28 protein-coding genes are annotated in these 23,562 nt (G+C 37.9%); 14 read left to right on the top strand and 14 right to left on the bottom strand.

All coding sequences use genetic code 11. The annotated features are described in order from the left end of the window. Positions 1–35: 35 nt before the first annotated feature. From moaC to JNUCC52_RS06395, 3 genes are read right to left on the bottom strand one after another with little or no spacing between them, the layout of a single operon-like run. Entirely contained in the window at positions 36–518 is a 483-nt protein-coding gene (moaC, locus tag JNUCC52_RS06405; protein ID WP_173478390.1) for a cyclic pyranopterin monophosphate synthase MoaC, read from the bottom strand. Then, entirely contained in the window at positions 511–1,107 is a 597-nt protein-coding gene (gene mobA / locus JNUCC52_RS06400; protein WP_337981716.1) for a molybdenum cofactor guanylyltransferase, read from the bottom strand. The genes moaC and mobA overlap by 8 nt, the downstream gene beginning before the upstream one ends. Next, positions 1,104–1,598, bottom strand: a complete 495-nt coding sequence (locus tag JNUCC52_RS06395) for a MogA/MoaB family molybdenum cofactor biosynthesis protein (RefSeq protein ID WP_337981715.1) — start codon at positions 1,596–1,598, stop codon at positions 1,104–1,106. Before JNUCC52_RS06395 ends, mobA begins: the two co-directional genes overlap by 4 nt. Before the next feature lie 107 nt (positions 1,599–1,705). Here JNUCC52_RS06395 and JNUCC52_RS06390 point away from each other — a divergent pair, with 107 nt between their 5' ends. From JNUCC52_RS06390 to moaD, 5 genes are read left to right on the top strand one after another with little or no spacing between them, the layout of a single operon-like run. Further along, positions 1,706–2,722: a thiazole biosynthesis adenylyltransferase ThiF gene (locus JNUCC52_RS06390; protein WP_337981714.1), complete on the top strand. Its 1,017-nt coding sequence runs from the start codon at positions 1,706–1,708 to the stop codon at positions 2,720–2,722. A 13-nt stretch (positions 2,723–2,735) separates the two neighbouring features. Then, a complete protein-coding gene (locus JNUCC52_RS06385; RefSeq protein ID WP_337981713.1) occupies positions 2,736–4,025 on the top strand; it encodes a molybdopterin molybdotransferase MoeA in 1,290 nt (429 codons plus the stop codon). Then, entirely contained in the window at positions 3,995–4,510 is a 516-nt protein-coding gene (mobB, locus tag JNUCC52_RS06380; protein ID WP_337981712.1) for a molybdopterin-guanine dinucleotide biosynthesis protein B, read from the top strand. Before JNUCC52_RS06385 ends, mobB begins: the two co-directional genes overlap by 31 nt. Further along, the gene (locus tag JNUCC52_RS06375; RefSeq protein ID WP_337982195.1) at positions 4,510–4,992 is read left to right on the top strand and encodes a molybdenum cofactor biosynthesis protein MoaE; all 483 of its coding nucleotides are present in this window, start codon (positions 4,510–4,512) and stop codon (positions 4,990–4,992) included. The genes mobB and JNUCC52_RS06375 overlap by 1 nt, the downstream gene beginning before the upstream one ends. Beyond that, entirely contained in the window at positions 4,985–5,218 is a 234-nt protein-coding gene (moaD, locus tag JNUCC52_RS06370; RefSeq protein WP_337981711.1) for a molybdopterin converting factor subunit 1, read from the top strand. The genes JNUCC52_RS06375 and moaD overlap by 8 nt, the downstream gene beginning before the upstream one ends. A 202-nt stretch (positions 5,219–5,420) precedes the next feature. Here moaD and modB read toward each other — a convergent pair whose 3' ends face one another. Together modB and modA are read right to left on the bottom strand one after the other, a co-directional pair. After that, entirely contained in the window at positions 5,421–6,077 is a 657-nt protein-coding gene (modB, locus tag JNUCC52_RS06365) for a molybdate ABC transporter permease subunit (RefSeq protein ID WP_337981710.1), read from the bottom strand. A 2-nt stretch (positions 6,078–6,079) separates the two neighbouring features. Then, positions 6,080–6,865 (bottom strand): molybdate ABC transporter substrate-binding protein, encoded by a 786-nt coding sequence (gene modA, locus JNUCC52_RS06360; RefSeq protein WP_337981709.1) that lies wholly within the window; start codon positions 6,863–6,865, stop codon positions 6,080–6,082. Between the two features lie 160 nt (positions 6,866–7,025). Between modA and JNUCC52_RS06355 the strand changes: the two genes are divergently transcribed. Further along, positions 7,026–7,946, top strand: coding sequence for a substrate-binding domain-containing protein (locus tag JNUCC52_RS06355; protein ID WP_337981708.1), 921 nt, complete (start codon positions 7,026–7,028; stop codon positions 7,944–7,946). Between the two features lie 263 nt (positions 7,947–8,209). Here the strand turns inward: JNUCC52_RS06355 and ulaA (JNUCC52_RS06350) are convergent, their stop codons facing one another. The 4 genes from ulaA (JNUCC52_RS06350) to JNUCC52_RS06335 form a co-directional block, all read right to left on the bottom strand. Beyond that, complete coding sequence (gene ulaA, locus JNUCC52_RS06350) at positions 8,210–9,478, bottom strand: PTS ascorbate transporter subunit IIC (RefSeq protein ID WP_173478398.1); 1,269 nt, start codon at positions 9,476–9,478, stop codon at positions 8,210–8,212. An 82-nt stretch (positions 9,479–9,560) separates the two neighbouring features. After that, positions 9,561–9,824 carry a PTS sugar transporter subunit IIB gene (locus JNUCC52_RS06345; protein WP_337982194.1) on the bottom strand — a complete coding sequence of 88 codons (264 nt, stop codon included), beginning with the start codon at positions 9,822–9,824 and terminating at the stop codon, positions 9,561–9,563. 2 nt (positions 9,825–9,826) lie between these two features. Beyond that, positions 9,827–10,279 (bottom strand): PTS sugar transporter subunit IIA, encoded by a 453-nt coding sequence (locus JNUCC52_RS06340; protein WP_337981707.1) that lies wholly within the window; start codon positions 10,277–10,279, stop codon positions 9,827–9,829. 202 nt (positions 10,280–10,481) lie between these two features. Continuing rightward, positions 10,482–11,378, bottom strand: coding sequence for a LysR family transcriptional regulator (locus JNUCC52_RS06335; RefSeq protein ID WP_173478401.1), 897 nt, complete (start codon positions 11,376–11,378; stop codon positions 10,482–10,484). Between the two features lie 137 nt (positions 11,379–11,515). Between JNUCC52_RS06335 and JNUCC52_RS06330 the strand changes: the two genes are divergently transcribed. The 5 genes from JNUCC52_RS06330 (at position 11,516) to JNUCC52_RS06310 (ending at position 17,250) form a co-directional block, all read left to right on the top strand. Next, positions 11,516–12,481, top strand: coding sequence for an ABC transporter ATP-binding protein (locus JNUCC52_RS06330; RefSeq protein WP_337981706.1), 966 nt, complete (start codon positions 11,516–11,518; stop codon positions 12,479–12,481). Then, positions 12,475–13,512 carry an ABC transporter substrate-binding protein gene (locus tag JNUCC52_RS06325; RefSeq protein WP_337982193.1) on the top strand — a complete coding sequence of 346 codons (1,038 nt, stop codon included), beginning with the start codon at positions 12,475–12,477 and terminating at the stop codon, positions 13,510–13,512. The genes JNUCC52_RS06330 and JNUCC52_RS06325 overlap by 7 nt, the downstream gene beginning before the upstream one ends. Positions 13,513–13,698: 186 nt before the next feature. Continuing rightward, on the top strand, positions 13,699–15,360 hold the full coding sequence (locus JNUCC52_RS06320; RefSeq protein WP_173478577.1) for an ABC transporter permease: 1,662 nt from the start codon (positions 13,699–13,701) through the stop codon (positions 15,358–15,360). Continuing rightward, complete coding sequence (locus tag JNUCC52_RS06315) at positions 15,353–16,444, top strand: MBL fold metallo-hydrolase (protein ID WP_337981705.1); 1,092 nt, start codon at positions 15,353–15,355, stop codon at positions 16,442–16,444. The genes JNUCC52_RS06320 and JNUCC52_RS06315 overlap by 8 nt, the downstream gene beginning before the upstream one ends. Continuing rightward, on the top strand, positions 16,441–17,250 hold the full coding sequence (locus JNUCC52_RS06310; protein ID WP_337981704.1) for a hypothetical protein: 810 nt from the start codon (positions 16,441–16,443) through the stop codon (positions 17,248–17,250). Before JNUCC52_RS06315 ends, JNUCC52_RS06310 begins: the two co-directional genes overlap by 4 nt. Positions 17,251–17,354: 104 nt before the next feature. On the opposite strand, the gene ulaA (JNUCC52_RS06305) is transcribed toward JNUCC52_RS06310, so the two are convergent. From ulaA (JNUCC52_RS06305) to JNUCC52_RS06290, 4 genes are all read right to left on the bottom strand, one after another. Further along, entirely contained in the window at positions 17,355–18,623 is a 1,269-nt protein-coding gene (gene ulaA, locus JNUCC52_RS06305; protein ID WP_173478405.1) for a PTS ascorbate transporter subunit IIC, read from the bottom strand. Between the two features lie 59 nt (positions 18,624–18,682). Beyond that, a complete protein-coding gene (locus tag JNUCC52_RS06300) occupies positions 18,683–18,946 on the bottom strand; it encodes a PTS sugar transporter subunit IIB (protein ID WP_173478406.1) in 264 nt (87 codons plus the stop codon). A 2-nt stretch (positions 18,947–18,948) separates the two neighbouring features. Further along, positions 18,949–19,401, bottom strand: coding sequence for a PTS sugar transporter subunit IIA (locus tag JNUCC52_RS06295; RefSeq protein WP_337981703.1), 453 nt, complete (start codon positions 19,399–19,401; stop codon positions 18,949–18,951). A 157-nt stretch (positions 19,402–19,558) separates the two neighbouring features. After that, on the bottom strand, positions 19,559–19,735 hold the full coding sequence (locus tag JNUCC52_RS06290; protein WP_217270260.1) for a hypothetical protein: 177 nt from the start codon (positions 19,733–19,735) through the stop codon (positions 19,559–19,561). A 159-nt stretch (positions 19,736–19,894) separates the two neighbouring features. Here JNUCC52_RS06290 and JNUCC52_RS06285 point away from each other — a divergent pair, with 159 nt between their 5' ends. The 3 genes from JNUCC52_RS06285 (at position 19,895) to JNUCC52_RS06275 (ending at position 22,988) form a co-directional block, all read left to right on the top strand. Continuing rightward, positions 19,895–20,245, top strand: coding sequence for a helix-turn-helix domain-containing protein (locus JNUCC52_RS06285; RefSeq protein WP_337981702.1), 351 nt, complete (start codon positions 19,895–19,897; stop codon positions 20,243–20,245). A gap of 511 nt (positions 20,246–20,756) precedes the next feature. Further along, a complete protein-coding gene (locus JNUCC52_RS06280; protein ID WP_337982192.1) occupies positions 20,757–22,058 on the top strand; it encodes a M48 family metallopeptidase in 1,302 nt (433 codons plus the stop codon). 114 nt (positions 22,059–22,172) lie between these two features. After that, positions 22,173–22,988 carry a YitT family protein gene (locus JNUCC52_RS06275; protein ID WP_173478579.1) on the top strand — a complete coding sequence of 272 codons (816 nt, stop codon included), beginning with the start codon at positions 22,173–22,175 and terminating at the stop codon, positions 22,986–22,988. 213 nt (positions 22,989–23,201) lie between these two features. Here JNUCC52_RS06275 and JNUCC52_RS06270 read toward each other — a convergent pair whose 3' ends face one another. Further along, positions 23,202–23,546, bottom strand: a complete 345-nt coding sequence (locus tag JNUCC52_RS06270) for a GIY-YIG nuclease family protein (protein WP_337981701.1) — start codon at positions 23,544–23,546, stop codon at positions 23,202–23,204. Between the last annotated feature and the right edge of the window lie 16 nt (positions 23,547–23,562).

Here is a 23,562-nt window from a genome sequence, read left to right as displayed (position 1 = left end):
GAAAAAATCGGCAAAATAATGCCGAATTTTTCTGTTTATTTATGCACAAAAGTGCCACTTTTCCCACCAGTTTTTTCAACAAGATAGGTTTCTTTAATGACCATTGTTTTATCAACTGCTTTACACATATCATAAAAAGTTAATGCAGCAATAGACACAGCAGTAAGGGCTTCCATTTCAACACCAGTTTTCCCACTACATTTGACCGTAGCTTGGATATGGAGCTCATAGCCATTCTCTGCCTTTTCGTAATTAAATTGAAAATCTGTGCCTTGTAGCATGATGGGATGGCACATGGGAATGATATCTGCGGTTTTTTTTGCACCCATAATCCCTGCAATTTGAGCAACTTGCGTTGGATCACCTTTTTTAATGTCACCTTGTTGGATGGCTTCATAGACAACATCAGATAAAGTTATGATACTACGAGCAATTGCAGTACGTGTCGTAATTTCCTTTTCTGAAATATCAACCATTTTAGGACGACCTTCGTCGTTCCAGTGTGTAAAATTATTCATTGTTAGACTCCTTTTTATTTGTTTTTGACCAATCTTGCTGTGCATTAATATTGATAAATGTTGAGTTATCATCATCAAAAGGGACATAACAAACCCGCAGTTGCGCTAACAGCACTTTCATACTTCGTTTGTTTTGTTCCATTAATTGTTGTGCCTTGGATATAGCTGTACGGCGATATAATGCAGCTAATGGTTGATCGCGTAGCGTTTGTAAAGGAACAATCGCATCATAATCGTCATGAATGAAGGTGACCATTTTTTGGATAAAATCAGCATTCATATAAGGCATATCGCTTGCTACGACAAAAAACCATTCCACATCAGGATAGGTTGTCATAATATAATGCAAGGCAAAAAGGGGCCCTTGATGTAGCTGCTTTTCGATGACCCAGTGGACGTTTTCCTCTTCAAACTGATAGTGTAAGTGCGCATTTGTAGCAATGATGAGAGGGGATAGCTGATTTTTTTGCAACGCTATGAGACTATGCTTATATAAAGGTTGCCCAGCAAACATCTCGAACATTTTAGGTTTACCATACCGAGAGGATTGACCGCCAGCTAATACAATACCAGCAATTTTCATTTTCATAAGCGATGCAACTCACCAACAAAATGTTTGACAGTAGGTAATATGAGCTTCGTCATAGCCAGTGTCACCGCATTTGTGGAGCCTGGTAAAACGTAAATGGCTGTTTGTTGAAGACTCCCAGCAGTAGCACGACTAAACATCGCTTTTGGGCCAATTTCTTCATAGCTGAGTGTTCGAAATAATTCACCAAACCCCATCATTTCTTTTTCAAAAAGAGGCAAAATGGTGTCGTAAGTTTGATCTCTTGGTGTAAAACCTGTTCCACCCGTAACGATAATGGTATTAATTGTTGAATCACTGCACCATTTTTTTACATGACTAGCGATATCCAGTGGCTCATCCTTTGTTAGTTGATAGTCGACAACGTCAAATGTAGCTTCTTGAAGTAATGATTGAATACGCTGTCCAGCATGATCATCTGCCTTTGTGCGTGTGTCACTGACCGTTAAAATAGCAACTTGTATTGGTTGCTGATGATGTGTGGGATGCACAGTAAAGACCTCCTTCGAACATGTTTTACTTAAAAACATTGCCTTTATTATAATGCTATAAATGAAAAGGTCAAACGAAAATTCATAGAAAGAAAGGCCATATACTTATGCAAAATAGATATTCTAGACAACAATTATTTAATCCTATCGGACAAACAGGGCAAGCCTCCATCCAACAAAAACATGTCTTAATAATAGGTGCGGGTGCATTAGGGAGTGCTAGTGCTGAAGCGCTTGTGCGTGCGGGTATTGGCAAACTGACACTCATTGATCGTGATTATGTAGAGTGGAGTAATTTACAACGACAACAATTGTATACAGAGCTAGATGCACAAGAGAAAATGCCGAAAGTCATTGCAGCTAAAAATCGTCTCCAACAAATTAATGCAGAAGTAGAAATCAATGCGGTCATTATGGATGCTTGTACACAATCGCTGCTACCATTGTTAAAAGATGTAGATGTGTTGGTCGATGCGACTGATAATTTTGATGTTCGTTTTTTTATGAATGACCTTGCTCAAAAATATGGTATTCCTTGGGTTTACGGCTCTTGTGTTGGAAGTTATGGTGCAACTTATACGATTGTACCTGGCAAAACACCTTGTTTGCATTGCTTATTAAAAGTAATGCCCCATACAGGGATGACTTGCGATACGGTAGGAATTATTAGCCCAACGGTCCAAATTGTTGCTGCCTATCAAGTGGCAGAAGTTTTAAAATTGCTTGTTGGTGATGAGAAAGCATTAAGAAAAAGCTACTTAACGTTTGATGTTTGGCAAAATCAACACTATGAAATCAATGTAGATAAAATAAGGCAGTCCGATTGTCCATCTTGTGGTAATCACCCAACTTATCCTTATTTATCCTATGAAAATCAAACTAAATTACAGATACTTTGTGGACGGGATGCAATCCAAATTCGACCGCCAAAGCCGATTCACTATCAATTCGAGCAGCTGGCAAACCAACTTCGCGCCTATGGTGAAATTCAGATGAATCCTTATTTGCTTTCTTGCCAGGTTGACGATTACCGAATCGTCATTTTCCAAGATGGGCGAGTTGTAATTCATGGTGTACAAGATATACAAAAAGCAAAAACCATTTACTATCGTTTATTAGGTTAAAGGAGTGTGTAAAATGCTAGAAAAAAGACAACCAATTCCAGTAGCAGAAGCTGTTCATCGTGTTATGGACCATGCTTTTCAAGCAAAAAAAGAGCTTGTGTCATTAACGCAAGCCCATGGTCGCTTTATTGCAGAAGCAATTAGGGCCGATCATGATGTACCAGCTTTTGACCGTTCACCATATGATGGCTATGCTATTCGCTCCGTCGATAGCAAAGAAGCTTCTTCGCAGCATCCAGTCCCATTTCAGGTTGTTGGGGAAATTGGCGCAGGCTATATATATAACGAAGTAGTAGGCGAACGACAAGCTGTCCGCATTATGACAGGGGCTCCTATACCACAAGGCTGTGATGCAGTGGTCATGCTAGAATTAACCCATACTTTTGAAGAAAATCATCAAAAGTATATGTCAATTAAACGATCTTTTGAAGCAGGGACAAACATTTCCTATAAAGGGGAAGATGTACAGCAAGGCACTGTTCTCATTGAAAAAGGTCAATATATTAACCCAGGTGTAATGGCATTACTCGCTACTTTTGGCTATGAGCAAGTACCTGTTTATCGAAAAACGGTTATTGGTGTCATTGCAACTGGTAGCGAATTACTAGAGCCAGGCGAATCTTTACAACCTGGTAAAATTCGAAATAGTAATGCCTATATGATGATGGCGCAAATTGAGCGGGCTGGAGCACAAGTAAAATATTACGGCAAGTTTAGCGATGACCTTGAGTTATGTATTAAAAATGTTGAAAACGCCTTACAGGAAGTAGATATTCTAATTACAACAGGAGGCGTTTCTGTAGGTGATTATGATTATTTACCAGCCATTTACGAAGCGATTCATGCAAACGTACTGTTTAATAAAGTGGCGATGCGTCCAGGTAGTGTGACAACGGTGGCTGCTCGCGACGGCAAATTATTGTTTGGGCTTTCTGGTAATCCTTCAGCTTGCTACGTTGGCTTTGAACTTTTTGTACGCCCGATTATTCGCACTGCATATAGTAATGCTCAACCCCATTTACGTAGAGCGCAAGCGATTTTAGGGGCGGATTTTACAAAGCCAAATCCTTTTACACGTTTTGTACGCGCACAAGCCTATTATCAAGAAGGTAAGCTAGTTGCAGTACCATCTGGCTTTGACAAATCGAGCGCAGTTTCTTCGTTGGCGTCAGCCAATGCTTTCATCGTCTTACCTGGTGGTTCACGAGGCTATGAAAAGGACATGTCAGTAGCAGTTTTATTGTTAGAAGATTTGCAAGGAAGTGAGTGGCCTTGGGACAACATCGAAAAATCTTACAGATAGTTGGTTATCAAGATAGTGGAAAAACGACGCTGATGGAGCAATTGATTAAACAAGCTACAAAGGAAGGGTTACGAGTAGGAACGATTAAGCATCACGGACATGGTGGTGTGCCAATGGTTGAAACTTCGAAAGATAGTAGTCGGCATGAGCAGGCGGGTGCGATGATTACAGCAGTGGAGGGGGAGGGTACTTTACGGATGAGTATTCACCAAAAAAGCTGGCAACTGGCTGATATACTAGCGATTTATGCTTCCTTTCCAATGGATATCATTTTGATTGAAGGGTATAAACGCGAACATTATCCAAAGGCTGTGCTTCTACGAACAGCACAGGATCATGTGCTACTACAGCGAGTAACCAATATTATTTGTGTAATTTATTGGCCAAGCTATCCACTCGATTCGTCCCTAACGATTCCAGCTTTTTCGATACATGATGAAACACAATATATGGAATTTTTGTTGAAAGAAATGAGGGGAAAATGATGACTGCAACGTTGTTTGAAATAATTGATAAACCGATTGATGTAGAGCAAGTAAGACAAAAAGTACTTAATCGAAATGCAGGAGCTATTACACTATTTATTGGGACAGTGCGTGAAATGACAAATGGTAAAAAAACATTGCATTTGGAATATCAAGCCTATCCAGCGATGGCGATAAAAATGTTTGAACAGATTGCGAAGGAAATACAAGAGCAATGGCCTGAAGTAAAAATAGCCATTTCCCACCGTGTAGGGCATTTAGCTATTTCTGATATTGCGGTCGTCATTGCGGTGTCATCACCACATCGTAAAATCGCATATTTGGCAAATGAATATGCGATTGACCGTATTAAGCAAATTGTTCCTATATGGAAAAAAGAACATTGGGAAGACGGGACAGAATGGATTGGTGATCAATTAGAAAATATCCCTTATCCGAAAGGGGAGCCAGTTATTCAGGAGGGGGAGGAAAAGTGTGATTAACATCTTATTATTTGCACACCTACAGGAAATGGTTGGTGAAACAAAGCTAACTGTAGAGCTGTCAAATGTGACGGTTGCTCACTTGAAAGAGTGGATGGAAGAGCACTATCCACAGCTATCATTACAACAAATAATGACGGCAGTAAATGAGGAATTTGCAACGGATACTACAATCGTCAAATCGGGCGACACTATCGCCTTTATCCCACCCATCAGTGGGGGATGAAGACAAAAGAGCGGCATACAACGTTAAGTTTAAAAGATGTTATAAATTTTGCTATGTAACATGAAAGAAGCTATGCAGTTACGCACAGCACATAAGACGTGTGCACTCCGCGAGCAAGTGAGGAAAGCACCCACTGTAACAAACAACAACGGCACAACAAAAAAGTGTTAGATTGATCGCGGTCAATCTAACACTTTTTCTCTTATACTTTGAGGATATGGATACTAAGAAGCAAAAGAAAGGAAATAGCAATCATACACAAAACCCATGTCCAGGCAAGGGTCATGTTTCCCGAATCAATCGCCATATAAATAGCTAGCGGTGTTGTTTGTGTTTTCCCTGGAATATTCCCCGCGAACATTAATGTCGCTCCAAACTCGCCTAAAGCTCGTGTGAAGCTTAAAATCCCGCCAGATACAAGTGCTTTTAAAGCAAGGGGTATGGACACATAAAGAAAGACTTGCCATTCGTTAGCCCCATCTACACGTGCTGCATTTTCAATATCACGATCAACAGAGGCAAAGCCCGTTTTAGCTGATTGATACATTAAAGGAAAGGCAACAATCGTAGAAGCGATAACAGCCGCCCACCATGTGAACATGACTGGCTGATCGAAAAGCCACACAATTAGATTTCCAAAAAAACTATTTTTCCCAAAAATAACGATGAGCAGGAAACCTACTACAGTAGGAGGTAATACTAAAGGTAAGAGCAACACGGTTTCTAGCAAGAGCTTCCCTTTAAAATGATGGCTTGCCATCCATTTACCAAGTAAAATTCCTGCTATAATAGCGAGAATCCCCGCAACAAAGGCAATTTCAATTGAAAGTTTAAGTGGAGACCAAAAATCGGTACTCATTTTTAGTGAGCTCCTTTAAACCCATACTTTTTAAAAATATTCATTGCTTCGTCACTCTGTAAAAATTGATAAAAATCTTCCGCTTCTTGAGCATGCTTACTCGCTTTTAAGACACCTACAGGATAAATAATCGGTGCATGCATAGCTTCATCAGCAGTCGCAACGATATCAACTTTATCGGAGACAAGAGCATCTGTTTTATAAACCATTCCAGCATCTACGTTTTCTGTTTCTGTGTAAGTAAGTACTTGACGCACATCTTTTGTATACACCACTTTCGATTCAAGTGAATCCCAAAGTTGCATATTTTTTAATGTGTCGACGCCATACTGCCCAGCAGGAACCGTTTCGGGTGTACCAAGCGCGATTTTTCCTGCTTGCTGTAAATCTTCAAAGGATTTGATTTGTTTTTCATTATTTTTAGGAACAATTAATACTAATTCGTTGGCTAAAAGATCCGTTCCTTGCTTTTGATCAATCATTTCTTTTTCTACAAGCGCATCGAATTTATCTTCCGCGGCTGAAAAGAAAAGATCTGCAGGAGCACCCTGTAAAATTTGTTGCTGTAATGCACCAGAACCACCAAAGTTATAGAGGATTTTGATTGTATCGTGTTGTTTTTCATAAGTTGTTTTAAGTTCTTCTAAGGCATCCTGTAAACTAGCTGCCGCAGAAATCGTTAATTCAACAGGTTCGTTTGCTGTCAACTCTTTTTCTTGGTTACCACAGGCTGCAAGTAGCCCAACTAGTAATGCTAGTGTCGCAAATAAACTATAAAATTTTTTCACTATGATAATACTCCTTTTATAACTCGTTATAACAAGACATAACAAATTATAAACAGTGATAAGTGAAAAAGAAAGATAGAATTGGTAGAAAATTTCAAGATGTTCATAAAGCTATAAATACGTTACCATGTAAATAGAGGCATATAGGAGGAGAATTTTTATGTCACAAGAACAATCCTATACGATTGAAGAGGTTGCACAATTATTAAAAGTTTCGAAATTGACGATTTATGATTTAGTGAAAAAGGAAGAATTGCCAGTCTTCCGTGTAGGAAGGCAAATGCGGGTAGATCGTGCTGACTTGCAAGCCTATATACAAAAACGAAAAACAGGTAGTGCGTCATTGACATCCGTGGCTACTCCGACTAAAAATTATTCAAAAATAATTATAAGTGGACAAGATTTAGTATTAGATATTTTAGCCAAATATATTGAGAAAAGGCAGTCTACGAAAGTATTGCGTTCACATGAAGGTAGTTTTAATGGTGTGATGGCATTGTATAATGGAGACTGTGATATTGCGAGTTTACATATGTTTGATGGGGATACAGAAGATTATAATACGCCTTATGTAAAGAAAATCTTTGTGAGCCATCCGTTTATCCTCATGAATGTAGTATCACGTAGAGCAGGTTTCTATGTTCAAAAAGGAAATCCATTGCAAATCCACACATTTGAAGATTTTCAAACAAAGTCATTTAACTTCATCAACCGTGAGAAAGGCTCAGGTGCACGCACTTTGTTAGATGAGCAATTGCGTATTCATAATATTGTACCGACCACTATTGAAGGCTATTCCCGTGAAGGAATGAGCCATCTTGATGTTGCTTCTGCTGTCGCCAATGGACACGCTGATGTTGGGATAGGAATTGAAAAAATCGCCAAGCTCATTGATGTCGATTTTATTCCAGTTGTTAAAGAGCGTTATGATATTGTGTTATTAAAAACGCCTGAAAACCGACCACTAATTGATGCGGTGAAAGAGATTTTAAATGCACCTGCTTTCCAATCTGAAGTGGCTGCGTTAGGAGATTATGACGTCTCTCAAATGGGGCAAGTTATGTATGAAACGCTATCATAAAAGTTAATATTGAGTTTATGATAAAAATCATTTTGCGATATATGGTGAGATGGATAAATTAGTAGGTATTACTGCTAGGATATTAGCCCGCCATAAAATAGCTTGCGTTGTTAGTGCGCAACTATTTTATGGGCGGGTTTTTTTGTATATAAAAAAGGGGTTGGATCGTGTGTGCCAGGCACGCAAATAATTCTGACAATTAAATAGTTAAAAAAGCCTCGTTCTTATATTTAGAACGAGGCTTTTAGTATAGAGAGATGCTATTACACTGCACCAAATAATTTTAAAATATTGATAATGACAATACCGACAATGCCAAAGTCAGAATCACCAAATGTTGTTCCTTCATAGCCGATGTCACCCATGAAAATAAGTAGTATAGCAGGAATGAAGCTGATGATTAAACCGTTGGCAAAAGCACCTGCCATTGAGCCGATTCGACCACCTGTTGCATTTCCAAAAACGCCTGCGGCTGCACCTGTGAAGAAATGAGGCACGAGACCTGGGATAATAACTTTTAGCCCAATAAGAGGGAGTGCAAACATAGATAATAAACCAGCTAAAAAGCTAAAGAGGAAGCCGATGATAACAGCGTTAGGAGCAAATGGGAAAATTGTCGGGCAATCTAATGCAGGCTTGGCATTTGGTACGAGCTTATCGGCAATTCCTTTAAAAGCTGGAATAATTTCAGCAATTAGCATGCGAACACCAGCAAGGATAATATAAACACCAGCAGCAAAAGTAATCGCTTGAATAATTGCGAAAACGATGAAATTAGATCCACCCGATAGTTGTGCTTCAATATAAGAGCGACCTGCAAATAATGCCACTACAATAAAAAATATGGTCATTGTTAAGGAAATTGCAACGGATGTGTCTCTTAAAAATCCTAGTGATTTAGGAACTTGAATTGCTTCTGTTGTTTTAGCTTTGTTGCCAAAAAGCTGACCAATTTTAGCAGAAATATAGTAGCCTATACTTCCAAAATGACCAACTGCGAAATCATCACTGCCTGTAATTTGGCGCACTGTAGGTTGTAAAATGGCTGGGAAAATAACCATACAAATACCTAATAAGATGGATCCGGTAATTATAAGTGGAATGCCACTCATTCCACCAACTGAGAGTGAAGCCGCGATTAAACACGCCATAAATAATGTATGATGCCCAGTTAAAAAAATATATTTTAAAGGCGTAAATCGCGCTAACAATAAGTTCATGATCATACCGAATACCATAATCATGGCAGTAGATGTTCCAAAAGTCGTTTGCGCTGCAGCTACAATAGCCTCATTGTTAGGGATTACCCCTTGAACTTGAAAGGCATGGTCGAACATTTTACTAAAATGCGTTAAAGAACCAATTAAAACGGCAGCACCAGCACCTAAAATGACGAAGCCCATTATCGTTTTTAATGTACCTGAAAGAACAGTTGAAGCTGATTTTTTTTGGATTAGTAAGCCGACAAGAGCAAATAGGCCGACTAAAATTGCTGGTGTACCTAAAATGTCATTCATCATAACATCTAACATACCAACACCTCATCCTATTCAGTTTTTACAAACTTTATATATAGTTAATACCACAGACTATTAGCCGTACAATTAAATTTCCTTAAAGCAGTGGCTCAAGCTTTAATTTGATTTCTTGAATACTCATCATATTGACGATACGAACGATTTTTCTCACACCATTATCTAATTGATCTACAATATCTCCTGCACCGATATAAATATCTGCCTTCTCTGCCGTTGCAGATGTTAAATCTGTATGAGTTACCTCTGCTTCTTTTCCGAGTTCAAGTAGTGCTTTTTTTACGTTCAGTTCCATAATGAAACTACTGCCTAAACCATTTCCGCAAACGACTAAAATTTTCATCATCATCGCTCCTTTGTCGCATATTGTTTTATTTTTTCAACAATGCAATCTGGATGTTGGCATCCAATAATCTCGTCAATTTGACTAGGTTCTTGTAACACTTGTGTTAAGTCAACTAGGGCTTGTAAATGTGTTGTATGATCAGTAGCTGCCAAAATGATAATTAAGAATACAGGTTTATCTGGTCCAAATTGAACAGGGTTTTGTAAATTTAATAAGCTCATCGATAATTCATTTACTCCTTCAGATGGTCGAGCATGTGGTATTGCCACTTTAGGTGTCAGCACGACATATGGACCATGTTGTTCGATGGATTGTATCATCGCTTGAATATAGCGCTTTTCTATTTTGTTTTGCTGTAAAAGGGGTGCTGCAGCGATGTGTATAGCATCTTGCCAGTTAGCGACTTCGTTAACAATTTGAATCGTCTCTATAATGAGTAACTCGGTAAGCAAGTTGTTATCCCTCCTTTCATTAGGAATCAACATGTCTTCTATCCAAGGTATTAATGCATGCTAAGAAATTATGTCAAATTGTCGAATGTTTTTAACGAAATTGTTGAAAAGGGGGGAATGCGTAATCATCCGCTAAAAGAGAGAGGGGAGCTCACAGATGGTTGTATCTGTGAGTCTAGTTGTTTGATTATGATGAACGGCATTAAGACTGGATTTTTTGTGCTAAATTGTAAATGGCTTTTTTGACGAATGCATCAATCTTATTATCTAGTCTGGACTGAGGGTATATAAGCTGAATTTTTCGTTTCAGTGCTATATCATGTAAGTCTTTCTGTACTAATAAACCTGATTGCAGTTCTTCTTCAATAAGGGATACAGACAGAAAGGCAATTGTTTTACCAAAGGTAAGCATTTTTTTAATCGTACTGACAGAATCGAGTTCAATTGTATTGAAAGATGGCTGAAAAGGGTTTAGCCATTTTTCAATAAAATGGTTGGTTGAACTCGAGGACGTATGTAATAATACTTTGTTTTTAAGGACATCTGATTGCGAGATGTCCTTTTTTGCTGCCAGTTCGTGACTAGGGCTTAATGCTAAAACGAGTGAATCTTCGCCAATCGTTTCATAGCAAAGTGTTGAATTTTGTTTCTTCGTTTCCATTATTAAGCCAAAATCAAGCTCCTGCAAGGCTACCATTTTTTCGATTTCAGGTGCAGTTTTTACTTCTAAGGAAATGCGAATGTCAGGATAAGCTGTGGAAACTTGGTTAATGATTTCAGGCATAAAAATATGGGCAGGGAGTGCACTTGCTCCTAAACGTATGGAGCCAACATTTCCTGCTAGTAGATTTTCAATGAAGCGATCCATATCGTTTTGTAATTGTACGATTTGGCGTGCATAGTGAAACAGCCCTTCCCCCGCTTCGGTTAAACGATAACCACCAGCATTTGTCCGAAATAAGCGTACACCGTATTCTTCTTCAATGGAGCGAATATGAAAGGAGACAGTAGGTGGTGTAATACCTAGCTCTTTAGCGACAGGAGCTAATTTTTTTAAATCGACGAGTAAGCAAAATGCCTGTAATTTTAGATAATTCATTTTAGCCTCCTAAAGGAAATTCGATAAACTATTGCATTTACTTTAGTTTATTAGATTTTTTTTAACGACATATTAATAGTAGGTTAATATTTTCTAAATATCTGGAAACTATAGTAGAGATAGACGAGGAGGATACGATGAAAATCTCAATTACAAATTTAGAGAAAAAATATGGACACGCACAAGCGCTATGGCCTATTAATGTGGAATTAAACAGTAAGTTCATTACAATTTTAGGACAGTCAGGCTGTGGTAAAACGACATTATTGAAATTACTAGCTGGTCTTGAAAAACCAACGAATGGTGAAATTGCATTCGATGACACAATTATTTATTCTGCTAAACTTCGTAAAAATGTTAAACCAAATCAACGCAATATCGCTATGGTCTTTCAAGATTTCGCGCTATGGCCACATATGACCATTTTCCAGAACATCGCATTTGGTTTAAAAAAGATTGTACCAAAGGCGGAAATACCAGCACGGGTAGCGTATGTTATGCGTTTGGTGAACATGGAGGGATATGAAAATCGCAAGCCAGGACAGTTATCAGGTGGTCAACAACAGCGAGTAGCACTTGCGAGAGCACTGGCAACGAATCCAAAGTTAATCTTATTTGATGAGCCATTATCAGCGTTAGACGCGGTGCTAAGAGAAAAAATGCAAGATGAAATTATGCATATTATCCATGAATTCGATTGCCAAGCTATATTTGTTACACATGATCAAACGGAAGCAATGACGATGTCAGATCAAATTATTGTGATGGAGTCAGGAAAAATTGCACAGGTTGGGTCACCACAGGAAATTTATCATGCACCAGCAACTCCTTATGTAGCGGATTTTATAGGTAAGGTCAATTGGCTCGATAAAGGGAATCGGATTGTACGTCCCGAGGGGGTATCGAGAAAACAATATCCTGGAACTATTGCGAAACAAGCGATGATTGTAAAAAGTACTTTCGTTGGAGATCGCTATTTGGTTCAGGCACAAGTAGAAGGAAAGCAGTGGAGCTTTTATGAAAGCATGCCTTTAGAACATGGCAAACAACTTGAGGTTTTTGTAGATACAAAACAAATATATCAATTGGAGGGCTTATCGTGAAAAAACGATTCAAATTACTAGCAACTGCTGGGATTCTTTTAGCACTAACATTAGCGGGGTGTGGCAATAACAAATCAGCCGACAGTGTCAATAATGAGGCAGCAAGTGCAAAGTCGAAAGAAGAAGTGCAAACATTAACGGTTTATTCAGCTGGTCCAGATGGCTTAGCTGCCAATATACAGCAAGCATTTGAAGAAAAAACGGGCATAAAAGTAGAAATGTTCCAAGGAACAACAGGCAAAATTTTATCTCGTCTAGAAGCGGAGAAAAATAATCCTGTGGCAGATATCGTTGTATTAGCTTCCGTCGCATCAATGGATGGATTAAAGGAATCCAATCAGTTACTTAGCTATCAAGAAGCAGAAAATGCTAGTAAAATGAATCGCAATTGGTCAGATGCAGAGGGCTATTACTATGGCTATAGTGCATCGGCATTAGGCATTGCTTACAACACGAAAAATACAAAAGATATTCCTACTGAATGGACAGATTTAGCTAAACCAGAGTGGCAAGGGAAAATGAATATCCCTGACCCGAGTTTGTCAGGCTCTGCGGTCGATTTTATTTACGGCTATACAGAAGCGGAAAAGACTGCTTGGGATACAATCCAATTATGGAAAAACAACGGACTCCAAGTGAATGGCGCAAATAAGGAAGCGCTAGATGCAGTTATTACAGGTGATAAAAATGCAACAATCTCAGGTGTAGACTATATGGCTTATAAAGCAAAAGCGAGTGGGGAGCCAGTAGAAATTGTTTATCCGAAGAGCGGAACTGTTGTAAGTCCTCGAGCAGTCGCTATTATGAAAGATGCTAAAAATGTGGAAGGTGCAAAAGCATACGTCAATTTCCTACTTTCAGATGAAGGACAAAAGCTAGTGACAGATGCATATTTACTGCCAGGTAATAACGAAATTGCTGTAAAAGATCGTGCGGCATTAGATGAGATTCCGCAGTTAAAGGTGAACTGGAAAGGTTCAGAGTCAAAGCAGCTTGATATTTTAACGAAGTTTAACGATATTTTTCGATAAGAGGCAATGAGTCTATAAGCCTCATTCCTACTAGATGATGCGATAAATAGGTAAAGAAAAAATTCGCTTTCAGTCATAAGACTTTGAAGAAACAGCACTGATGATTGCGGATTTTTTCTAAATACAAAAAGCCTCATTTTATTAGGAATATCTACACTAGGTTTCTATGAAAGGAATGATGCAATGATGATAATGGAAGGCAGACGCACTTTTAGCTTGTTATTGGCGATTGTCGCAACGTTTGCTATCGCACCATTAATAGCCATTGTTTATTATACATTTGTCCAGGATGGTCATTTTGATGTTTCACAAATTAGTAGAATGTTTGACAATGATCGTTTGTGGCGTACATTGGGTAACTCTTTATTATTAGGCGTTTTCGTAATTTTAGGGACTACAATACTGGCATTACCTATGGCATTTATTCGCACAAAAACAAGCTTACATAAATATGGTTGGCTAGATATTATTTTAACGATTCCTTTTATGACACCTCCTTATATCGGTTCTATGGGTTGGATTTTATTTATGCAAAATAATGGTTTTTTACAGCAGTTAGTACCTGGGACTGCTTGGTTATCGGATGCCTTTTTTTCTTTATTTGGCATGGTGATGGTTATGAGTCTGCACCTGTTTCCTTTTTTATATTTAATGCTGAAAAATACGCTACTTAGAATTAATGGTTCATTTTTAGATGCTGCACTTATTTTTGGCCGCAGCTCATTAAGAAATTGGCTACAGGTTATATTGCCTTTACTCGTTTCAAGCTATGTTCTAGGAGTATTGCTCATTTTTATTAAAACGCTGGCGGAATTTGGGACGCCTGCAACGTTTGGCAGTCGTATTGGATTTCAAGTTTTTACAACAGAAATTCACTCTTATCTTTCTAGATGGCCAGTTGATATTCGGATGGCAACATCGCTATCATTATTTTTACTTTCCGTGTGCCTCGTTGTTTGGTACTTTCAAAATCTTATTGGACGAAAGTTTACATATAGCGTGCTTTCAGGAAAAACACCTGCTGTTCGTGAAATAAAAGATAAATGGTATATCAAGTTTGGGTCATGGTTTTATGTCGGGATTGTGTTATTGCTTGCTATTGGAATTCCGTATTTTTCAATTATCGTAACTTCTTTACAAAAGGTGCGAGGAGACGGTTTAAGTGCTGGCAATTTCAGTTTTGCGTCGTATCAGGCTTTGTTTACTAGCGGAAGCGCGGGATTAGCCGCATTTTTGAATAGTATTGTGTTTTCAATTGTCACTGCCGTTATTACAGCGATTATTGGATTTTTTATTGCACTATACGTTAAAAAGGGCGAAACGAAAAAGCAACAAATGTTAGATTTCTTTAGCCTAATGCCAAATATTATTCCAGGAATTGTTTTTGTCGTCGGTTTAATTATGTTTTGGAATGCACCTTGGCTACCAGCAACGATTTACAATACAAAAACAATGGTAGTGGTGACGTATTGTGTGCTTTTCCTACCATACTCTGTGCAATATACAAAATCGACATTTTCACAGTTAGATCAATCTATTTTCCAATCAGCTGCTATTTTTGGACGGAATAGTTGGGACATGTATCGATATATTTTCATCCCACTGTTAATGCAGGGAATACTTGCTGGTATGATGATGACATTTATCATTTCAATGCGTGAGTTAGTCGCAGGTCTGCTTATTTTGCCACCTTCAGTGGAAACAGGAGCAACGTTTATTTACAGCCAATTTGAACAAGGCAATGTAGGGTTAGGAATGGCTGTTGCTGTTATTACAGTCGCTATGACAGTTGTTTTTATGTTCCTATTAGATTGGCTTCAAAAGCGGGGAGGGCATGTAGGTGCTTAAGATAGAGATTTTAGGAGGCGTTGGGGAGTATGGCCGTAACTGCTTTTATCTTGAAAAGAATGGCCATGCCATTTTACTAGATTGTGGTGTTATGAACAATCGTGAAAAGACAAAGCCAAATTTAACACCTGCTCATGTGGCAAAACTAGATGCCGTGTTTATTTCTCATTCCCATATTGACCATGTAGGAGCGCTTCCTTTACTTGCACAATGGGGCTACGATGGGCAATTGATTATGAGTGAAATAACCGCAAAACAATTACAACAATCTTTTCAAAATATTAGAACGTTTGAGCCAGCATCGCTAGGCAAATGGGTCAATGTTAACGATCATCTTTCTTTTCTATGGGGCTATAGTGGGCATTTAATAGGAAGTGTTTGGTACAGTATTCGCTTTTTAGAGGAGGTGATATTTTTTTCAGGAGATTATGTGATGGATTCCTATCTATTAAAGGCAAATCTTCCGAAAGAGCATAGTGAAAAGTATGACGTAGCATTCATAGATAGTGGTCATTTTGAGAAACGTATTCACAACAAAAAAGTATTACAGCAATTAGCGGATTATATCGAAGAGAACGATCGTAATGCAATACTTTTCCCTTCTTCCTTTTCTGGCAAAACGGCTGATATTGCATTTTACCTTTTTGAGCATACGACTAGAAAGGTGTCTATCGCGAAAGATTTTTTACCTTTTTTTGAAGAGTATTACGATGCACCTGATAATGTTGTATTCTCTCCGCTCTTGTCATCATTCAAAAAAGAATGCTTACAAGAGCGGACAATGGCAAAGAACGCCATTTATTTTGTTCCAGAGCGCGATGACGTAATAATATCGAAGCTACTTACGGATTTACCATCAGCCAATGTCATCTTTACGGGGTACTTTAATAAAGGCAGTTACATTCAACAATTAGCACCAAATCAACTAAAACATTTTTTCTACAAAACACATCCTGATTATGAGGATACTATCGTGCTATCAAAGTATATTAATGCTCATCAAACCATCTATTTTCACAGTCAATTAACAAATAAAGAAACGTCACTATTAAAAATAATCGGAAGTGAGGATGAAAATATATGAAATATTATTTGAAGAGGCTTGCATTGAAAGTAGCCGTAATAGGATTAGTATTAAGCACGTTTGGAATAATGGGTGCCGTACAAGCAAAAGCCGCCATCGAGCCTGGGCATGAGATTAAATATAATTTGAAATCAGAGCTATTCAATGAGTCAGATATTTTAAACTTTTTTGCCGCTACTAAAAAAGATGAAGTAAAAATTTACTACTTCGATACACAGAGGAAAGATTTTTTAAGTGCAGACTATAACAATCGTTTACGCGTTTATAAAGATAGCAATAAAATCGACTTTACGTATAAAAAGAGATTTCTCAATACACCACTTGAAGAAGCACTTGCAATAACTGAAAGCCATGGTTTTACTGGTGACGAATCCAACTATAAATTTGAAATGGATATTAAGGGTGGTAATCGTACATTTACCATTAGTCGAAAAGAGTCATTGAAGGAAACTACTAAAGTTAACTATAATTCGGTGGATACAAGTGCAGCCAAAAAACTAATTTTAGAAAATGTGCCAAAGAAAATTTTAAATTGGGACTCTGCAACTTGGTATAACAATACGTTATCACAGACAGTCGTCTATGGACCTGCCAAGGCAACAACATATAAAGGAAGCTTTGCAGGATATGAGGCAGATATTGAAGTTTGGCATTATCAAGGTGAAATCATGACAGAGCTATCGACAAAAGAAAATGATGCTGCAAAAGCGGCCACGATTGAAAAAGTATGGCGTGAACAACTAGAAGGAGCTGGCTATCTAAGTGCGGATCAGCGTGGGAAAACGGCGTTTGTTATGGAGAAGTAATATTGGACTAACTATAAGGTGAATGGCTTGCAAGAAAGTAAAGCCCTTCAATTGTTAGAAGCTATCTAATAATTGAAGGGCTTTTGTGAAAATGAGGTATATATTTATACCGCACCTACTAATTTTAAAATATTTATAATAATAATCCCGACAATGCCAAAGTCAGAATCACCAAAAGTGGTGCCTTCAAAGCCGATGTCTCCCATAAAGATGAGTAGTATCGCAGGAATGAAGCTAATGATTAAGCCATTGGCAAAGGCTCCTGCCATTGAGCCGATTCGACCACCTGTTGCATTTCCGAAAACACCTGCGGCTGCACCAGTGAAGAAGTGGGGCACAAGGCCAGGTATAATGACTTTTAGCCCGATTAGGGGGAGTACGAACATAGACAAAATACCAGCTAGGAAACTAAAGAGGAAGCCGATGATAACGGCATTCGGTGCAAATGGAAATATTGTCGGGCAATCTAATGCAGGCTTAGCATTTGGTACGAGCTTATCGGCAATCCCTTTAAATGCAGGGACAATTTCGGCTATCAGCATGCGTACCCCTGCTAGGATGATATAAACCCCAGCAGCAAAGGTAATCGCTTGAATAATTGCGAAAACGATGAAATTTGAGCCATCGGATAATTGTCCTTCTATATAAGAACGACCTGCAAATAAGGCAACAATAATGAAAAATAGGCACATTGTTAAGGAAATGGCAACGGATGTATCTCGTAAAAATCCTAATGATTTTGGTACTGGAATTGCTTCAGTTGATTTAGTTTTGTTGCCAAATAGTTGACCTATTTTAGCAGATACATAGTAGCCAATGCTTCCAAAATGACCCACTGCGAAATCATTATTACCTGTAATTTGTCGCACTGTAGGCTGTAAAATGGCAGGGAAGCCAACCATACAAATACCTAATAATATGGATCCGACAATAATTAGAGGTACACCACTCATACCGCCTATCGAGAGGGAAGTTGCGATTAAACACGCCATAAATAATGTATGATGGCCAGTTAAAAAAATATATTTAAAAGGGGTAAATCGCGCTAGCAATATATTCATTACCATTCCAAATACCATAATCATGGCGGTGGACGTTCCAAAAGTCGTTTGCGCTGCCGCTACAATCGCTTCATTATTGGGGATAACTCCTTGAACTTGAAAGGCATGATCAAACATTTTGCTAAAATGATTTAAAGATCCAATTAAAACGGTTGCACCAGCGCCCAGGATGACAAAGCCCATTATGGTTTTTAATGTACCTGAAAGGACAGTAGAAGCCGATTTTTTTTGTATTAATAAGCCGATAAGCGCAAATAGGCCAACTAATATTGCTGGTGTACCTAAAATGTCATTCATTATAATATCTAACATACAAACACCTCAATCCAATCCAATTTTAAAAAGCATTACAGATGCCATTGAGTAAAGCTTTAAAGTAGTGGATCAAGCTTAGATTTAATTTCTGAAACATTCATCATATTAACGATACGTACAATATTACGAGCACCGTTATCCAATTGATCGATAATATCTCCTGCACCGATATAAATATCGGCTTTCTCTGCCATTGCAGATGCTAAATCTGTATGCGCCACCTCAACATCTTTTCCGAGTTCAAGCAGTGCCTTTTTAACATTTAGCTCCATAATAAAGCTACTGCCTAAGCCATTTCCGCAAACAACTAAAATCTTCATCATCATCGCTCCTTTGCAGCATATTGTTTTATTTTTTCAATAATACATTCTGGACACTTGCATTCGATAATATTGTCGATTTGACTTGGTTCTTGTAACACTTGTGTTAAATCAACTAATGCCTGTAAATGAGTTGTATTGTCTGTAGCTGCTAACACAATAATTATGTACACGGGTTTATCGGGTCCAAATTGTACAGGTTTTTGCAATTTTAATAAGCTCATTGATAATTCATTTACTCCATCAGATGGTCGCGCATGTGGAATGGCTACTTTAGGTGTAAGCACGACATATGGACCTTGTTGTTCGATGGATTCTATCATTGCTTGGATATAGCGTTTTTCTATTTTATTTTGCTGTAATAGGGGCAATGAAGCGACGTGAATAGCGTCCTGCCAGTTAGCTACTTCGTTAGCAATTTGGATCGCATTCAGATTAAGTAACTCGGTAAGCAAGTTGGTCATCCCTCCCTTCGCTATTAATCAACATGTTTTCAATACATATTATTAATGCATGATACACAATGATGTAAGATTGCTGAATATTTTGGTTCTCTTTGTAATGTGATGGTATAGCAGCATAACTTATGAAAAATTATAAAACTAGTAATCGTTATAGTTTTTCAGATTGCTGTAACTGCCCTTTTTTAATCAAGCAATTTTTCGTAAAAACCATCCCTCGCAAAATATCGAGAACCTTTTCTTGGTACTCCAATGGAAGTTCATTGGCTGTATCAATAATTTCGTTCAAAGTTTTTTCAGATGAAACGGCTTTGCTTTGTTTTGACAAGACAATCATCTCCTTGTAGCATGCTTTATGAATGAATTTTATCACGCGTATTTTGCGCTGTCAATGAATTAAGTGTTGTATTATATGCGTTGTCAATGATTAAATGCTTTGATAATGAATTTTATTTCGGTTATAATACAATACAGAGGTGATATTTTAATGGACTCTTTAGGTGAAAGATTAATATACGCTCGTAAAAACAAAGGATATACGCAAGATGCACTTGCTGAAACAATAGGCGTTTCAAGGGGTGTAATTTTTAATCTTGAAAAAAATAAAACTGAACCACAGATGATTGTGATTAATGCTATCAGTCAATGTTTAAAAATTAATAAAAATTGGCTTTTGACAGGTGAAGGTGAAATGAGCGTTACAGATGAGGCTGTTCAAAGTGCTAAAGTACTTTCGGACATTTATAGTATTGCAAAAGAATTATCTGAGGAAGAACAATTATATATCCTTGAAGTGGTTAAAACATACAAAAAACACACAGAGCAGAGGAACAAGTAAGCAAACAAATCATTATATGAAATGGATTATGGGCTTTCCTTAGGAGCCCTTTTTTGGGTTTATCCGCTGGACAGAGGGAAATATCTGTGGAATAAGAAGGTTTACCCGCGAAGCAAAGAGAGAATTCCGCGGAGCAGGGAGAGAATTCCGCGAAGCAAGGAGAGAATTCCGCGGAGTAGGGAGAGAATTCCGCGAAGCAGGGAGAGAATTCCGCGGAGCAGGGAGAGGATTCCGCGAAGCAGGGAGAGGATTCCGCGGAGCAAGGAGAATTACCCGTGAAACCAATAGATACCCGCTTTATTAAATATTTTTAGATTAGTCACTATATAGAAAGTATCAATTATTATGGTGCAGTAACAAATTGGAACATGCATCATTTGGAATGACTATTGAGAATAATGGACAATTTCTTATTAGGTAAAATAAAAACATATAAAGTTTGTTCTAACTTTTTCAAATTAGCTTACACTTACTATAGGACGAACTTTGTGTGGAGTAAGGGGGAAATAACATAGCGAAAAAAATGGGAATTATTGCGCTATTCTTATTTGGTGTGTATGTTCTTTGCATGTACTGGTATATTTTCCATAGTGGTGGCGGCACGATTCCGCGGGCGTTTCAAGGAACAGCAGCGGACCCAGTCATGTTTATGTCTGAAAAAGAGCTAAACTTAAGTGGTGAATACTCTAAAATACGAAATTTCCTATTTTTCGTAGTAACACCGTTTGAATGGCTCGTTTATATCGTCATTTTGTTAATGGGAGTTTCTCGTTATTTTGAAAAAGTGGCTACCTCACAAACAAAATGGAAACTGCTGCAAAATGCTGCTTATTTATTTTTGTTATCATTTTTGCTGTATGTCGTTCTTTTCCCAATTGAATACTATCGCTACAATTTAAGTAAAAGCTATGGGATAAGTACACAAGCATTTACTTCATGGATGCGAGATGGAGTTGTTGATTTTTGGGTCAATTTTGGCATGACCTTTATTGTCGTATCAGTTATTTATTGGTTGATTAAAAAGAGCGCTAAGAGATGGTGGCTATACGCATGGCTATTAACAATACCATTTACGATTTTTATCATGTTTCTTCAGCCAGTTGTCATTGATCCTCTATACAATGATTTTTATCCGTTAAAAAATAAAGAGCTTGAAACAAAAATTTTAGCAATCGCTGATCAAGCCGATATTCCAGCAGAACATGTTTATGAAGTTAATATGGCGCAAAAGACCAATGCTCTAAATGCCTATGTAACAGGTATCGGTAGTAATTCAAGAATTGTACTATGGGATACGACATTAAATCGCTTAACAGATAATGAAATTTTATTTATCATGGCGCATGAAATGGGACATTATGTTGAGAAACATATTTACTTTGGCATTGCAGGTTATTTATTGTTGACCTTAGTAGGGCTTTGGATAACAGCAAAGACTATGAGGTGGGCGATTGCTCGGTACGGACATGCGATAAAAATTACGAAAATGAGCGACATTCATTCCTTGCCACTATTTTTACTAATCACATCCTTTTTATTATTTGCATCAAGCCCTTTATCTAATTATATATCTAGATATCAGGAAATGAGAGCGGATCAGTATGCTATATCTTTAATGAATGATCGTACGGCAGCGGTAACTGCATTCCAAAAACTTACAATCTCAGGGTTGAGTGAAGTTAATCCGCCGCTTCTTGTTAAATGGTTCCGCTATACACATCCGACGATGCTTGATCGAATTATGAAAGTGGCGGAAACAGAAGAACCGAAAAATGAAAAGCCACTAAAGGAAGAACAGAAAAAAGGTAAATAGAATGTGTAGTAAGTTGCTACAATTCATAAAGGTTTAGGTTTTTAGGGCGAATAAGTTGGGTATTCTAAAGAGAAGATTATCAAAATTGTTCGTTGTAGAATGGTAGGGGAATTCATGCGCAATATTGTGATTATCACGCTTGCTTCGATATTAATGGCATTTGCATATAATTTTTTATTAATACCGCATGAGATTTTAAGTGGCGGATTAAGTGGGATTGCCATTATGCTTGGTATTGTGACGCCTTTAAATACAGGTATATTAAACCTTTTATTAAATTTACCGTTGCTAATTTTAGGTGTGATGAAGCTGGGGAAACGCTTTATTGCTTATACAATCCTATCTGTTGCGGTAATGTCTATCTCTTTGTTAATCATTCCAATTTATAAGGCAACAGAGGAACCGATATTAGCATCTTTATTTGGTGGGGTTATTGTCGGCCTATGTGTCGGTCTCGTTTTTCGCGCATCGGGTTCCTCAGGTGGCTTTGATATTATAGCGATGCTTTTAAGCCGTAAAAGAGATTTTCCACTAGGTGCACTGATTTCAGCAATGAATGGTATTGTAGTGGCAATATCAGGATTTGTATTTAGTTGGGATGCAGCCTTGCTGACGCTCGTTTCAATCTACGCAACAGGGAAGGTTGTCGATACAATCCATACAAGTAATATTAAACTAACGCTTATGATTATTACGAGCAATGGTGAGGATGTAAAACAACAACTATTAACGAGATTACAACGGGGCATAACGATGATGGATGCCAAAGGTGGGTATTCAGGTGAAGGACGAAAAGTACTCATTACCGTTATTACACGTTACCAGCTTGCGGAAGTGAAAAGTTTAATAAAAGAAGTAGATGCCAAGGCATTTGTAAACATTTTGCAAACGACAGAAGTAATAGGGGTTTTTGATCGTGGATCGAAATAATGATATGTTTTGGTGCTTATCTACACTATCGTTACTTTAAGAAAATGTATTTTACTAGTACACGTTTTGATTATACTAATCTTAGCGTGCCAGTCACCCAAACAATTCTGAATTTTTTAGTATGGTGTGAGAAAGCACGCAATGTAAGCCACAACAGGTCACGCGATAGCGAGGGTTGCGGCTTACATCGTGCCGGTCACTCAAACAATTTAGTTAAGAATTATAGCCATGATCCCCATAAGGCTGAAGCTTTTCAAGCCACTTTTCTTCTAGCTTTTCAAGTTCTTTTTTTGCGTCAAAATAGCCTTCTTCTTTTTCCTTCAAATACTCCACGACCTCGAGCTGAAAAGCATCTTTGCCAAATGTATTGTAGTCAGCCTGTAGCGCTTTATTCGTATAAGTATTTGTTTTTAACATAAATTGAAATCCGTTTAATCGTTTTAAGTTATTGAAGCTCCCGACAAACACTTTACCATTTTGTTTGTTTGTCATTGTAAAAACTCCTGCTTCAATTTTCATTTCTTTATACATTTCTTTTAATTCTTTTTTGTGGTCCATTGTTAACCCTACTTTC

The organism is Lysinibacillus sp. JNUCC-52, assembly GCF_015999545.1.
GTDB lineage: Bacteria > Bacillota > Bacilli > Bacillales_A > Planococcaceae > Lysinibacillus.
This window is presented reverse-complemented; position numbering and strand designations above follow the sequence as displayed.

Excerpts from the sequence above, each read along its gene's own strand:
- moaC (WP_173478390.1), bottom strand. The coding sequence starts at position 518 with ATGAATAATTTTACACACTGGAACGACGAAGGTCGTCCTAAAATGGTT.
- mobA (WP_337981716.1), bottom strand. The coding sequence starts at position 1,107 with ATGAAAATGAAAATTGCTGGTATTGTATTAGCTGGCGGTCAATCCTCT.
- JNUCC52_RS06390 (WP_337981714.1), top strand. The coding sequence starts at position 1,706 with ATGCAAAATAGATATTCTAGACAACAATTATTTAATCCTATCGGACAA.
- JNUCC52_RS06385 (WP_337981713.1), top strand. The coding sequence starts at position 2,736 with ATGCTAGAAAAAAGACAACCAATTCCAGTAGCAGAAGCTGTTCATCGT.
- JNUCC52_RS06375 (WP_337982195.1), top strand. The coding sequence starts at position 4,510 with ATGACTGCAACGTTGTTTGAAATAATTGATAAACCGATTGATGTAGAG.
- modB (WP_337981710.1), bottom strand. The coding sequence starts at position 6,077 with ATGAGTACCGATTTTTGGTCTCCACTTAAACTTTCAATTGAAATTGCC.
- JNUCC52_RS06355 (WP_337981708.1), top strand. The coding sequence starts at position 7,026 with ATGTCACAAGAACAATCCTATACGATTGAAGAGGTTGCACAATTATTA.
- ulaA (WP_173478398.1), bottom strand. The coding sequence starts at position 9,478 with ATGTTAGATGTTATGATGAATGACATTTTAGGTACACCAGCAATTTTA.
- JNUCC52_RS06345 (WP_337982194.1), bottom strand. The coding sequence starts at position 9,824 with ATGAAAATTTTAGTCGTTTGCGGAAATGGTTTAGGCAGTAGTTTCATT.
- JNUCC52_RS06335 (WP_173478401.1), bottom strand. The coding sequence starts at position 11,378 with ATGAATTATCTAAAATTACAGGCATTTTGCTTACTCGTCGATTTAAAA.
- JNUCC52_RS06330 (WP_337981706.1), top strand. The coding sequence starts at position 11,516 with ATGAAAATCTCAATTACAAATTTAGAGAAAAAATATGGACACGCACAA.
- JNUCC52_RS06320 (WP_173478577.1), top strand. The coding sequence starts at position 13,699 with ATGATAATGGAAGGCAGACGCACTTTTAGCTTGTTATTGGCGATTGTC.
- JNUCC52_RS06310 (WP_337981704.1), top strand. The coding sequence starts at position 16,441 with ATGAAATATTATTTGAAGAGGCTTGCATTGAAAGTAGCCGTAATAGGA.
- ulaA (WP_173478405.1), bottom strand. The coding sequence starts at position 18,623 with ATGTTAGATATTATAATGAATGACATTTTAGGTACACCAGCAATATTA.
- JNUCC52_RS06300 (WP_173478406.1), bottom strand. The coding sequence starts at position 18,946 with ATGAAGATTTTAGTTGTTTGCGGAAATGGCTTAGGCAGTAGCTTTATT.
- JNUCC52_RS06285 (WP_337981702.1), top strand. The coding sequence starts at position 19,895 with ATGGACTCTTTAGGTGAAAGATTAATATACGCTCGTAAAAACAAAGGA.
- JNUCC52_RS06275 (WP_173478579.1), top strand. The coding sequence starts at position 22,173 with ATGCGCAATATTGTGATTATCACGCTTGCTTCGATATTAATGGCATTT.
- JNUCC52_RS06270 (WP_337981701.1), bottom strand. The coding sequence starts at position 23,546 with ATGGACCACAAAAAAGAATTAAAAGAAATGTATAAAGAAATGAAAATT.